Origin of the sequence: Gallibacterium salpingitidis (genome assembly GCF_030517105.1) — a bacterium.
In the GTDB taxonomy this organism is placed as follows: domain Bacteria; phylum Pseudomonadota; class Gammaproteobacteria; order Enterobacterales; family Pasteurellaceae; genus Gallibacterium; species Gallibacterium salpingitidis.
The window spans coordinates 2,603,497-2,616,045 of the sequence record NZ_CP103875.1 but is presented as its reverse complement, the minus strand read 5'-3'; the positions used below and the strand labels follow the sequence as shown (position 1 = coordinate 2,616,045).

Annotated in this window: 14 protein-coding genes; all 14 read right to left on the bottom strand. The window is 37.3% G+C overall.

What is annotated here, in order from left to right:
• Positions 1–4: 4 nt before the first annotated feature.
• Complete coding sequence (atpD, locus tag NYR30_RS12470) at positions 5–1,378, bottom strand: F0F1 ATP synthase subunit beta (RefSeq protein WP_066105254.1); 1,374 nt, start codon at positions 1,376–1,378, stop codon at positions 5–7.
• 20 nt (positions 1,379–1,398) lie between these two features.
• On the bottom strand, positions 1,399–2,265 hold the full coding sequence (atpG, locus tag NYR30_RS12465) for a F0F1 ATP synthase subunit gamma (RefSeq protein WP_066105257.1): 867 nt from the start codon (positions 2,263–2,265) through the stop codon (positions 1,399–1,401).
• Positions 2,266–2,292: 27 nt separating this feature from the next.
• Entirely contained in the window at positions 2,293–3,834 is a 1,542-nt protein-coding gene (gene atpA, locus NYR30_RS12460) for a F0F1 ATP synthase subunit alpha (RefSeq protein WP_066105260.1), read from the bottom strand.
• Between the two features lie 12 nt (positions 3,835–3,846).
• Entirely contained in the window at positions 3,847–4,380 is a 534-nt protein-coding gene (gene atpH / locus NYR30_RS12455) for a F0F1 ATP synthase subunit delta (protein ID WP_066105263.1), read from the bottom strand.
• Positions 4,381–4,392: 12 nt separating this feature from the next.
• A complete protein-coding gene (gene atpF, locus NYR30_RS12450) occupies positions 4,393–4,863 on the bottom strand; it encodes a F0F1 ATP synthase subunit B (protein ID WP_066105266.1) in 471 nt (156 codons plus the stop codon).
• Positions 4,864–4,918: 55 nt separating this feature from the next.
• Complete coding sequence (atpE, locus tag NYR30_RS12445; RefSeq protein ID WP_013746002.1) at positions 4,919–5,173, bottom strand: F0F1 ATP synthase subunit C; 255 nt, start codon at positions 5,171–5,173, stop codon at positions 4,919–4,921.
• 56 nt (positions 5,174–5,229) lie between these two features.
• Positions 5,230–6,039 carry a F0F1 ATP synthase subunit A gene (atpB, locus tag NYR30_RS12440; RefSeq protein ID WP_066105270.1) on the bottom strand — a complete coding sequence of 270 codons (810 nt, stop codon included), beginning with the start codon at positions 6,037–6,039 and terminating at the stop codon, positions 5,230–5,232.
• Positions 6,040–6,083: 44 nt separating this feature from the next.
• Positions 6,084–6,464 (bottom strand): ATP synthase subunit I, encoded by a 381-nt coding sequence (locus NYR30_RS12435; RefSeq protein WP_302501256.1) that lies wholly within the window; start codon positions 6,462–6,464, stop codon positions 6,084–6,086.
• Positions 6,465–6,639: 175 nt separating this feature from the next.
• Entirely contained in the window at positions 6,640–7,269 is a 630-nt protein-coding gene (gene rsmG / locus NYR30_RS12430) for a 16S rRNA (guanine(527)-N(7))-methyltransferase RsmG (protein WP_066105277.1), read from the bottom strand.
• 1 nt (position 7,270) lies between these two features.
• Positions 7,271–9,160: a tRNA uridine-5-carboxymethylaminomethyl(34) synthesis enzyme MnmG gene (gene mnmG / locus NYR30_RS12425; RefSeq protein WP_302501254.1), complete on the bottom strand. Its 1,890-nt coding sequence runs from the start codon at positions 9,158–9,160 to the stop codon at positions 7,271–7,273.
• Positions 9,161–9,544: 384 nt separating this feature from the next.
• Positions 9,545–9,994 (bottom strand): FMN-binding protein MioC, encoded by a 450-nt coding sequence (gene mioC, locus NYR30_RS12420; RefSeq protein WP_302501253.1) that lies wholly within the window; start codon positions 9,992–9,994, stop codon positions 9,545–9,547.
• A 130-nt stretch (positions 9,995–10,124) separates the two neighbouring features.
• Positions 10,125–11,321, bottom strand: a complete 1,197-nt coding sequence (gene nlpD, locus NYR30_RS12415; RefSeq protein ID WP_302501252.1) for a murein hydrolase activator NlpD — start codon at positions 11,319–11,321, stop codon at positions 10,125–10,127.
• Between the two features lie 26 nt (positions 11,322–11,347).
• On the bottom strand, positions 11,348–11,923 hold the full coding sequence (locus tag NYR30_RS12410; RefSeq protein ID WP_302501251.1) for a YqaA family protein: 576 nt from the start codon (positions 11,921–11,923) through the stop codon (positions 11,348–11,350).
• A complete protein-coding gene (locus NYR30_RS12405; protein ID WP_302501250.1) occupies positions 11,920–12,546 on the bottom strand; it encodes a protein-L-isoaspartate(D-aspartate) O-methyltransferase in 627 nt (208 codons plus the stop codon). Before NYR30_RS12405 ends, NYR30_RS12410 begins: the two co-directional genes overlap by 4 nt.
• Between the last annotated feature and the right edge of the window lie 3 nt (positions 12,547–12,549).

Below are 12,549 nucleotides of genomic sequence, written 5' to 3'. Positions count from 1 at the left end.
GCAATTACATTTTTTTCGCTTTTTCTAATACTTCATCGATTGAACCAACCATATAGAACGCTTGTTCAGGAATATGGTCATATTCACCGTTTAAAATACCTTTGAAGCCACGAATTGTTTCTTTTAATGGCACATATTTACCTGGTGATCCTGTAAATACTTCCGCAACGAAGAATGGTTGTGATAAGAAACGTTCAATTTTACGAGCACGTGCTACCACTAATTTATCTTCTTCTGAAAGTTCATCCATACCAAGAATCGCAATAATATCTTTCAACTCTTTATAACGTTGTAAGATAGATTGTACGCCACGAGCAACTTCATAGTGTTCTTGACCAACAACTTGTGGGTCTAATTGACGTGAAGTTGAATCTAATGGATCCACCGCAGGATAAATACCTAATGATGCAATTTGACGGCTTAATACCACTGTCGCATCCAAGTGAGCAAAGGTTGTTGCTGGAGATGGGTCAGTTAAGTCATCCGCAGGAACATATACCGCTTGGATAGAGGTAATAGAACCAGTCTTAGTTGAAGTAATACGTTCTTGTAATACACCCATTTCTTCAGCTAGGGTTGGTTGGTAACCTACCGCAGATGGCATACGTCCAAGTAACGCAGATACTTCGGTACCAGCAAGGGTATAACGATAAATATTATCAACGAAGAAAAGTACATCACGACCTTCATCACGGAATTTTTCCGCCATTGTCAAACCAGTCAATGCAACACGTAAACGGTTACCTGGTGGTTCATTCATTTGTCCGTAAACAAGTGATACTTTATCTAATACGTTAGATTCCTGCATTTCGTGGTAGAAGTCGTTACCTTCACGAGTACGTTCACCTACCCCTGCAAACACAGAATAACCTGAGTGCTCAATCGCGATATTACGGATAAGCTCCATCATATTAACGGTTTTACCTACACCAGCACCACCGAACAAACCAACTTTACCCCCTTTCGCAAATGGGCAAACTAAGTCGATAACTTTGATACCAGTTTCTAATAATTCTGTGCTGTTTGCTTGTTCTTCATAACTTGGTGCTGCACGGTGAATTGACCAACGTTCTTTTTCACCGATTGGTCCTAATTCATCAATAGGTTCACCAAGTACGTTCATAATACGACCTAATGTTTCTGTACCAACAGGAACAGAAATTGGGTTTCCAGTTGTGGTTACAGTTAAACCACGTTTTAATCCGTCTGAAGATCCCATTGCAATACAACGTACAACACCACCACCTAATTGTTGTTGTACTTCAAGTACAAGCCCAGTTTCAACATTTAAGGCTTCATATACTTTTGGCACTGCATCTTGTGGAAACTCAACGTCAATGACGGCACCGATGATTTGTACAATTTTTCCAGTTGCCATTATCATTCCTCTAATCTACTTTAAATTGCAGCCGCACCAGCGACAATTTCATTTAATTCATTTGTGATGCTTGCTTGACGAGCTTTGTTATAGACAAGTTGTAAGTCTTTAATCAAGTTACCTGCATTGTCCGTAGCGGCTTTCATCGCCACCATTCTCGCCGCTTGCTCAGATGCTAAGTTTTCTACTGCTGCTTGATAAACTTGTGACTCAATATAACGAATCAATAAACTATCAAGTAATACTTTCGGATCTGGCTCATAGATATAATCCCAAATACCTTTTTGTAAACGATCGTTTTCCAAAGAAGGTAATGGAAGTAATCTTTCTAGAATTGGTTTTTGCGACATCGTATTAATAAATTTATTAAATACGAGATAAACTTCATCGACTTCGCCATTTCTAAAAGCATCTACCATTGTATTTACAGTACCAATTAATTCTTCCACTGAAGGTGTATCACCAATCCCTGAGTTTTGCGAAATGATCTTCGCAATACCTAATGATTGGAAGAAATTAATTGCTTTAGCACCGATCAAACTTAGCTGAACACCGACACCCTTATCATTAAACGCTTTCATTTCATTCATAACGCGTTTGAATTCATTAATATTCAAACCGCCACATAATCCACGATCCGTTGAAACGATAATGTAACCAACATTTTTTACTTCTCTTTCCACTAAGAAAGGGTGTTTATATCCAATGCTACCTTTTGATACATGGCTAATTACGTAACGTATTGTGTCAGAATACGGACGTGAAGAAGACATGCGTTCTTGCGTTTTACGCATTTTGGAGGCAGCAACCATTTCCATCGCCTTAGTAATTTTTTGTGTACTTTGTACACTGGCGATTTTGGTTCTTATCTCTTTCGCACCTGCCATTTCATCTCTCCGTTACGTCTTTGGTAATTACCATGCACCGTTTTGTTTAAATGAGTCTAAAATTGCCTTTAAGGTATCTTTTACAGCATCATCATAGTTACCTGTTTTGGTCAACTCTTGCATAAACTCGCCGTAATTATTTTGTGCATATTCTAATAATGCAGATTCAAATGAACCGATACGACTTAAATCAACATCGTCTAAGTAGCCAAATTCAACAGCAAATAACACTAAAGATTGTTGAGCAACAGTCATTGGTGAATATTGTTTTTGTTTCAATAATTCAGTTACTTTTTGACCATGAGAAAGTTGTTTACGAGTTGCATCATCCAAATCAGATGCAAATTGAGCAAACGCTGCTAATTCACGATATTGTGCAAGTGCCGTACGAATACCACCTGACAATTTCTTCATCGCTTTAGTTTGCGCTGCACCACCCACACGAGAAACCGAAATACCTGGGTTAACCGCAGGACGAATACCTGAGTTAAAGAGGTTAGTTTCAAGGAAGATCTGACCATCGGTAATTGAAATTACGTTTGTTGGTACGAATGCTGATACGTCCCCAGCTTGTGTTTCAATGATTGGTAATGCAGTTAATGAACCTGTTTTACCTTTCACTTCACCGTTAGTGAAACGTTCTACGAAATCAGCATTAACACGTGCTGCACGTTCAAGTAAACGTGAGTGTAAATAGAACACATCACCAGGGAATGCTTCACGTCCAGGTGGACGACGTAATAACAATGAAATTTGACGATAAGCTACAGCTTGTTTTGATAAATCATCATAAACGATTAATGCATCTTCACCGCGGTTACGGAAATATTCACCCATTGCACAACCTGCATATGGAGCAAGATATTGTAACGCTGCTGATTCTGCTGCTGACGCAACTACTACGATAGTATTTGATAATGCGCCATGTTCTTCTAATTTACGTACAACGTTAGCAATTGTTGATGCTTTTTGTCCGATAGCAACGTAAACACATTTAATACCTGAATCACGTTGATTAATAATTGCATCGATTGCTAAAGCGGTTTTACCAGTTTGACGGTCACCGATAATCAACTCACGTTGACCACGACCGATAGGAATCATTGAGTCCACTGCTTTATAACCAGTTTGTACTGGTTGATCAACAGACTTACGATCAATTACCCCAGGAGCAATAACTTCAACTGGAGAGAAACCATCATGTTCAACTTCGCCTTTACCATCAATTGGCTGACCTAAGGTGTTTACCACACGTCCTAATAAGCCACGACCAACTGGAACTTCTAAAATACGGCCTGTACATTGAACTTCCATACCTTCTGCTAAATCAGCATAAGGTCCCATTACTACCGCACCTACTGAATCTCTTTCTAAGTTTAATGCAATAGCATAACGGTTATCAGGTAATGCAATCATTTCCCCTTGCATTACTTCAGTTAAACCATGAATACGGATAATACCATCATTCACGGAAACGATTGTACCAGTATTGCGTGCTTCGCTAACGACTTCAAACTGGGCAATACGTTTTTTAATCAGTTCACTAATTTCTGTAGAATTTAGTTGCATCTTTTTTTCCTCTTACAATTGCAACTCATTAGCTAAACGAGCAATTTGACCACGACTACTTCCATCAATGACAAATTCATCGGTACGAATAACTGCACCAGCAATTAAGGTACTGTCCACATTGCAATTTAATTTAACTTTACGAGCAAGCCTTTTTTCCATCGCAGTAATAATATTTTGTTGTTGCTCATCACTTAATGGAAAAGCGGAGGTAACATAAACTTCTGTGGTTGATTGGTAATCATCCACATACTCTTTAAATTGTGCTAAAACGGCTGGCAATACTTGTAAACGCTTATTCTCAGCCATAATACGGATAAAATTTTCACCGTATTGATCTAATTGATCACCACAAATTTTCACTATTAGATCGGCAATTTTAGTTGCTGATAAATCGCTGACTAATATATTTTGCATACTATCATCAGTAACTACAGCTGCCGCAAAACCTAACATTGTTTGCCACTGAGCCAATTGATCATGTTCAACTGCAAAATCAAAAGCCGCTTTTGCATAAGGACGAGCTACTGTAGTAAATTCTGACATAGCTTACCTTCCTTATAATTCAGCCACGAGTTTATCGATGATGTCATTATTAGCGGCTTCATCAATATTGCGAGCAACGATTTTTTCTGCCCCAGCAACAGCAAGCGAAGCAACTTTAACGCGTAACTCTTCTTGAACACGTTTACGTTCTGCTTCAATTTGAGCATAACCTTGTTCAACAATTTTCGCTTTTAATGCTTCTGCTTCAGTTTGAACTTCCGCCAAGATTTCATTACGACGACGATTTGCTGCATCAATAATAGATTGAGCTTGCGTTTTAGCCGCATTGACTTCTTTATCAATCAGTGCTTTCGTATCCGCTTGTTCTTTTTTCGCTACTTCAGCTGCAGCTAACGCATTAGCAATTTGCGCTTGACGCTCTTCAATAGCTTTAATAATCGGTGGCCAAACATATTTAACGCAGAACCATACAAAGATGATAAAGGCAATTGTTTGTCCAATTAATGTTGCGTTGATATTCACAACGGACCTCCTATGAAGTTGGTGATTTACTCTATAACAGAGTAACCGTTATGTATTAACCTAACAATGAAACGAATGGGTTTGCGAACGCAAAGTATAAACCGATACCTACCGCAATCATCGCAATCGCATCAAGTAAACCAGCAACAATGAACATTTTGGTCAATAAAGAGTTTGCTAACTCTGGTTGACGAGCTGCTGATTCTAAGTATTTACCCCCTAAGATACCGAAACCAATAGCGGTACCTAAAGCAGCAAAAGCGAACATGATAGATGCAGCGATAATTGTTGCACTAATTACAGTTTCCATATTTTTCTCCAGTTTGGTTAAAGATAACAGCAAAGATGCTGAGGTTAAAAAAACAATTAATGTTCAGATTTATTGTAAGCAATACTTAAATAAACCACAGTTAACATCATAAAGATAAATGCTTGTAATGTAACAACTAAAATGTGGAAGATTGCCCAAATGATTTGTAATGGAATACCCATCGCAGCAACCAACATATTGGCTGAATACATCACAGCGATCAAAATGAAGATTAATTCACCAGCGTACATATTTCCGAATAGACGCAAAGATAATGACACTGGTTTAGAAAGTAATGTTACAGATTCAAGAATAAGGTTTACAGGGATTAATGCCCAATGATTGAATGGGTGCATTGTGTATTCTTTAACAAAACCACTAACACCTTTAGACTTGATTGTATAGAAAATAATTAAAACAAATACACCTAACGCTAATGAGAAGGTTAAGTTCATATCTGTTGTTGGTACAGCACGAAGATGGATGTGATCATCACCTGATAAAATTGCTGCTAATTTAGGTAAGTAATCAACAGGAACTAAGTCGATAGTATTCATTAAGAATACCCAAACAAAAATGCTTAACGCTAATGGCGCAACCACATTACGACTACCATGGAAGTTTTCAGTCACAATGCCATTGATCCATTCAACTAAGATCTCAACAGCTGCTTGTAATTTGGTTGGTTTTCCTGTGGTAACTTTTTGTGCTACGCGGTAAAACACATATAAAAATGCTACACCGCAAATAACAGAAAATAAAAGGGTATCGAAATGGAATGACCAGAAACCTTCACCAGCTTTAAGATTGCCAAGGTGGTGGTTGATATATTCCATAGAAGTGAGAGTTGAACCTTCTGCAGACATATTTGTTCCTACTGATTTGTTAAGATGCTAATTTATTAAAATTGCTACTGTTTTCGCAAACTAAACAGCAATAGGTTATTCAATATGATTACACTAAAGTAACCACCGAATAGACCCAGTGGTGAAATTGTTTTATCTATGACAAACAACATCACGAAAAACAAAATTGTTATACAAACTTTAAAAAGTTCTGCTTGATATAACACTTTAACTTTATTCACTTGAGGCGTGTTTAATCCTCTAAATAGCAAAAATCCAACAAATAAGATCTGTGGAATCAAGCCAATTAGAGCACCAAATAGAAAAACCCAAGCATAAATAGATTGAAATGGATACAATCCAACAAAAACAACGGCAATAAAAATTGCCATTATTATGAATACTTTTTTATACAGTGTTTTAGTATGACTAAACCAAATTGACATATTTTGGACACTTACTACTAAATATAAGGGCTTTAACGCCCTTTCAAACACCATCAATTATACGAGGAGTTCTATTTTATGCAATCAATTTAATACTATAAAAGTGTTACAAAGTTAACATTTTTAAGAAAAAATTTAACTTTTATGTTTCTTTTTTTCTTTATGTACTTTTTTGTTAAATTTTTGCTACAGATTTAACACATATTAAATGCCTTTCACCTACCAGTTCTGGGACAGTTAATTTAATAACATCAATAATTTGAAAGTCATCATTTAACATTTTGACTTCATCTTCTTGATATTGCCCCTTCAAAGCATAAAAAATACCATTTTCATTCGGTAAATGTTGGCACCAATCAGTCATATCTTGTAACGAGGCAAAAGCACGACTTAAAACACCATCAAACTTTTGTTCTGGCTGATAATCTTCTACTCGGCTAAGAATTGGCTCTACGTTAGTTAAACCTAACTCTCTAATAGCATTACGAATAAAACTAATACGCTTGCCTAAGCTATCCAATAAATAGAACTTTTTAGTCGGATTAATAATTGCCAATGGCAATCCTGGTAAACCAGGACCTGTTCCAACATCAATAAAACGCTCACCTTTTAAAAAAGGGCTTACCACTAAACTATCTAAAATATGTTTCACCAACATTTCTTGTGGATCACGCACAGAAGTTAGGTTATAAGCCTTATTCCATTTATGTAAAAGCTCAACTAGCTTCACTAGTTGAGCTTTTTGCTGATCGGTCAAAGAAATATTGGCTTGCGCTAATAATTGCGTTAATTTGCCAAGTAACATCTTATTCCCCACGTTTCAACATACCTTGCTTTTTCAAATACACCAATAAAATCGAAATCGCTGCCGGTGTAATACCTGAAATACGAGAAGCTTGTCCAATTGACACTGGACGATGTTGTTCTAATTTAGCTCGCACTTCATTTGATAAACCTACTACTGCAGTATAATCAAATTTTTCTGGAATCAAGGTGTTTTCGTGTCGTTTATGACGCTCAATTTCCTCGTTTTGATGTTCAATATAGCCTTGGTATTTAATTGAAATTTCAACCTGTTCTACAGCTTCTTTATCCGCCATTGCCGGTTGGAACGGAGTCAAAGAACAAAGTTTTTCATAATTCATCTCTGGACGACGTAATAGATCTTCACCACTAGCTTCACGCATTAATGGTGAATTTAATACTGCATTAACTTCCGCTAAATGTTCTGAACGAGGATGAATCCAAATTTGTTTTAAACGTTGACGTTCTAATTCAATATTTTCTAATTTTTGATTGAATCTTGCCCAACGTGCATCATCAACTAAACCTAATGATCGACCAATTTCTGTTAAACGAAGATCAGCATTATCTTCACGTAACAACAAACGATATTCTGCACGAGAAGTAAAGACACGATAAGGCTCTTTAGTTCCTAATGTACAAAGATCATCGACTAATACTCCGATATAAGCTTGATCACGACGTGGATACCAAGCTTCTTTATCTTGAACATGAAGTCCTGCATTTAAGCCGGCCAAAATTCCTTGTGCAGCAGCTTCTTCATACCCTGTTGTACCATTGATCTGTCCAGCAAAGAATAAACCGTTGATCGCTTTTGTTTCTAAAGAAGGTTTTAGATCTCTTGGATCAAAGTAATCGTACTCAATTGCATATCCCGGTTTAACGATCCTTGCATTTTCTAATCCTTGCATTGAATTAACGATCCCCATTTGTACATCAAATGGCAAACTGGTTGAGATCCCATTTGGATAGATCTCATTGCTGGTTAAACCTTCTGGTTCTAAAAAGATCTGATGGCCATTGCGATCGCCAAATCGCATTACTTTATCTTCGATCGATGGACAATAGCGCGGACCAACCCCTTCAATGATCCCTGTGTACATTGGACTGCGATCTAAATTAGATCGAATAATGTCATGCGTTCTTAAATTGGTATGTGTGATATAGCAAGGTACTTGTCTTGGATGCTCATCTACACTGCCCATATAAGAGAAAACAGGTAGCACATCATCACCATGTTGTTGTTTTAATACAGAAAAATCGATAGTGCGCGCATCTAAACGAGGTGGTGTTCCCGTTTTTAAACGAGCAACACGTAAATCAAGATCACGTAAACGTTCTGCTAAACGAACAGAAGCAGGATCGCCTGCACGTCCACCTTCATAATTATCTAAACCGATATGGATCTTACCAGCTAAGAATGTTCCAGCAGTTAATACTACGGCTTTTGCTTTAAAAGTAAGTCCCATTTTAGTAGTAACACCAGTAACATGACCGTTTTCAACTAAAATATCCGTAACTTCTTGTTGGAAAAGATCTAAATTAGGTTGATTTTCTAATGCAGTTCTTACTGCTTGACGATACAACACGCGATCTGCTTGTGCTCGAGTTGCTCGTACCGCAGGACCTTTACTGCTATTCAGTGTACGAAATTGGATCCCAGCTTTATCAGTAGCATGAGCCATTAAACCACCTAAAGCATCGATCTCTTTTACGAGATGGCCTTTACCGATCCCACCGATTGCTGGATTACAGGACATTTGTCCTAATGTATCTATATTATGAGTAATTAATAGTGTTCTTAAACCCATTCTTGCTGGAGCTAAAGCGGCTTCTGTACCCGCGTGTCCGCCTCCAACAACAATGACATCATAGTTATTTGGATAAAACATAAAAAACCTAAAAAGTGAAATTGATAGAATGATCAGAAAATTCGGCTATTTTAACTGAAATTTGTGGATCTGTTAAAAAGAAATTTTTTCGATGATCTAACTGAGGATCGCTATAAGTAATATAAGATCTTTATATAGAGATCTTTTTATTATTTTTATTATTAGATCAGCAGATCTTTGTGGAGAGCTAAAATTTTGCTAGTGATCTTAATAGGATAGGATCTTTTTTTCTTTGTTAAGATCGTCAGTAAGAATGTGATCTTTCTTGTGGATAAAAGTCTTAGTTATCCACAGGTTAAAAAAGATCCAAGCTTATATTCAGGAAAAAAACAGTTTTTATAACGGAAAATAAGCAAGTTATCCACAGAAGATCATGCTGTTATTTTATGCAATATTTAATTGATCTATAAAAGTAGGTAACCAATTTTCTGCATCAATATCGGGATCTGAGCTGTTTAAAACATCGATCCTTAATGATGGACAAATTTGTTTAGCTTTTAAGTTATTTAGATCATTTTCTACATGATCTACAGCGAAACAGAAGGTATCGTAATCACTATTTCCTAAACCAACAACAGCATAACGCAACTCGGAAAGATCAGGTTGTTGTTCCGTTAATTGTGTAAAGAGTGGTTGTAAGTTATCAGGTAAATCGCCAGCGCCATGCGTAGATGTTACAACTAACCAAATTTTATCCTCGATCACCTGATTTAATTCAGGCCCATGATAAATTTTGGTGGAGAAATTTTTTTGCTGTAAACAATCTTCAATGTGTTCTGCTACATACTCAGCTCCGCCAAGGGTACTGCCAGTGATAATACAAATTGAGGTCATAGTAATTCCTTTTATTGTGTGAACAAATAGGCTTGTATGGTAACGAAAAAATAGGGGATTGACAGTTAATTTATAATAAAAAACGGCACTTTTAAGGATAAAAATGCCGTTTTATGAATAACAACTAAAATTAGTTTCTTGGAAGGTAGGTTGTTGGGTTAACAGATTTTCCTTTATAGCGAATTTCAAAGTGAAGTTTCACGCTATTGGTACCAGAACTCCCCATTTTAGCGATTTGCTGACCGGCAGTAACTTGTTGCTGATCTTTCACTAAGATAGTTTCATTGTGCGCATAAGCACTAAGATAATCATCATTGTGTTTAATGATAATTAAGTTACCATAACCTCTTAATGCGTTACCTGCATAAACGACACGACCTGGTGCTGCAGCATAAACAGCCTGTCCACGAGAACCACCAATGTCGATCCCTTTATTACCACCATCGCTATTAGAGAATCCTTGAATCACGTTACCTTTAGTTGGCCAAATCCAAGTAATATTACTGGTATTACTTGTTGCTGCCGGCATTGTAGTAACTGGTTGGCTGACAGTTGTGGTTGGCTCAGCAGTAACAGGAACAGTATTGGTAGAATTATTGGTTGCCGGCGGTATTGTACTAGCAGTCGATTTAATTGGGCCAACAATAGTACCGTCTGATCCATAAGCTGTACCATTAGGACCAGGAGTATAAGTTACCGCAGGTTGTTGCGGTTGTGCTGTTGCAGTAGCTGTTGATGTTGTTGTCGCAGGAGCTGATGCAGTAGCCGTACTTGCAGCGTTATTACTTACTTTTAAAGTTTGTCCTACACTTAATTTATAAGGTTCAGGAATATTATTTAACGCCGCTAAATCACGTACATCCATACCTGAAATATAGGCAATTAAGAACATAGTGTCGCCTTTGCGAACAGTATAGGTGGAACCTTTATAGAAACCTTTATCTATTTTGCTATAGTCTGGCGCGTTAGTTTGTGGATTTCTTGGGATAGTGAAATCTTGTGATATCTGTTGTTTTGCTGCTGGTGCAGTTGCAACTGGTTTTGGTGTGGTAGTCACTGGCGCAGGTTGCTGATAAGTTGGTTGTGGTTGGCTAACAGGTTGCTGTGTCGGTGTTGATGTTGCAGCTGGTGTTGTTGCCATCATATCTGTTGGCATTTGCTGTTGTTGCACTTGTGGTTCCCAAGTAGAGTTACTATCGTTGCCAACAGATTGCATAATTCCAGGTGTTAAGGTTCCATCCGCATCTTCAACTGGTGCAGAATTATTACTGCTACAACCAGCAAGAATGGCTGCAAGCACTGGAACAAGTAAAAAAGATTGTTTCATAAATATTCCTAATTAAATATAAATGGTTATTTCAAGAGGAAGTAGGCACAGACTGCTAATACTACAACGGCCCAGCCAATGATTTCAATATAATTGCGCAATTGTGCAGCAAAACGTTCTCCACCCCAAGCAGATAATTTTGCTACTAATAAAAAACGCGCAGTACGTGAAACGAACGCGGTAATCACAAAAGGTAAAAACGCCATATTCATTACACCGGCACAAATAGTGAAAACTTTGTAAGGAATAGGTGAGAATCCGGCGACAAATACCACTAAAATTCCCCAACGTTCAAACCAAGAAACGGTGGTATCCCAATGAGATTGATAACCCCATTGAACAATATAATCTTTAATTAAATCAAACGCATAATAACCAATTGCAAAACCGATCATACCGCCAATAGTAGAAGCTAAACCACAATAAAAAGCGTAATGTAGTGCTTTTTTAGGTTTTGACATCGACATAGGAACCAGCATGACATCAGGTGGAATAGGGAAAAAGATGGCTTCAATAAAGCTAACAAATAATAACCAATAAAATGCAAATTGGTGTTTTGACCATTTCATTGTTTTGTCATATAAACGACCAAACAAATTCATAGAATATCTCCCTTGACTAAAGGCACAAACTTAACCTCCCCAATGTTTTCGACTTTATATTTGTCATTAATCCGAGTAATTCTTTGTAATACTTGATGATTTTCATCACCGACAGGTAACACTAATCGACCACCATCAGCAAGTTGTTCCAATAATGCAGTAGGAACTTGCGATGGCGCCGCTGTTACCAGAATGGCATTAAATGGAGAATGTCCTTTTAAGCCTTCCCAGCCATCACCATGTTTTAAGCGAATATTATGCAAATCGAGTTTTTTAAAACGATGCATAGCTCGCCATTGTAAATTTTTAATTCTTTCAATACTGAAAACTTGCTGTACTAATTTAGCGAGAATGGCTGTTTGATAGCCGCTACCTGTACCGATTTCCAGTACTTTGTCCGTTGGTTTGAGTTCTAACAAACTAGTCATTTTGGCAACAACGTAAGGTTGAGAAATTGTTTGCCCTTCACCAATAGGTAAAGGCATATCTTCATAACTATGTTTGCTAAAAATTGCTTCAACAAAGAATGGACGTGGTATTTCATAAATTGCCTGTAATACCTTTTCGTCAGTAATTCCTCGTTGATAAAGTTCTTTTACCAAACGTTGTTGTTCAACGGACATAAA

Excerpts from the sequence above, each read along its gene's own strand:
- atpA (WP_066105260.1), bottom strand. The coding sequence starts at position 3,834 with ATGCAACTAAATTCTACAGAAATTAGTGAACTGATTAAAAAACGTATT.
- atpD (WP_066105254.1), bottom strand. The coding sequence starts at position 1,378 with ATGGCAACTGGAAAAATTGTACAAATCATCGGTGCCGTCATTGACGTT.
- atpE (WP_013746002.1), bottom strand. The coding sequence starts at position 5,173 with ATGGAAACTGTAATTAGTGCAACAATTATCGCTGCATCTATCATGTTC.
- nlpD (WP_302501252.1), bottom strand. The coding sequence starts at position 11,321 with ATGAAACAATCTTTTTTACTTGTTCCAGTGCTTGCAGCCATTCTTGCT.
- rsmG (WP_066105277.1), bottom strand. The coding sequence starts at position 7,269 with ATGTTACTTGGCAAATTAACGCAATTATTAGCGCAAGCCAATATTTCT.
- mnmG (WP_302501254.1), bottom strand. The coding sequence starts at position 9,160 with ATGTTTTATCCAAATAACTATGATGTCATTGTTGTTGGAGGCGGACAC.
- NYR30_RS12435 (WP_302501256.1), bottom strand. The coding sequence starts at position 6,464 with ATGTCAATTTGGTTTAGTCATACTAAAACACTGTATAAAAAAGTATTC.
- mioC (WP_302501253.1), bottom strand. The coding sequence starts at position 9,994 with ATGACCTCAATTTGTATTATCACTGGCAGTACCCTTGGCGGAGCTGAG.
- atpH (WP_066105263.1), bottom strand. The coding sequence starts at position 4,380 with ATGTCAGAATTTACTACAGTAGCTCGTCCTTATGCAAAAGCGGCTTTT.
- NYR30_RS12405 (WP_302501250.1), bottom strand. The coding sequence starts at position 12,546 with ATGTCCGTTGAACAACAACGTTTGGTAAAAGAACTTTATCAACGAGGA.
- NYR30_RS12410 (WP_302501251.1), bottom strand. The coding sequence starts at position 11,923 with ATGAATTTGTTTGGTCGTTTATATGACAAAACAATGAAATGGTCAAAA.
- atpB (WP_066105270.1), bottom strand. The coding sequence starts at position 6,039 with ATGTCTGCAGAAGGTTCAACTCTCACTTCTATGGAATATATCAACCAC.
- atpG (WP_066105257.1), bottom strand. The coding sequence starts at position 2,265 with ATGGCAGGTGCGAAAGAGATAAGAACCAAAATCGCCAGTGTACAAAGT.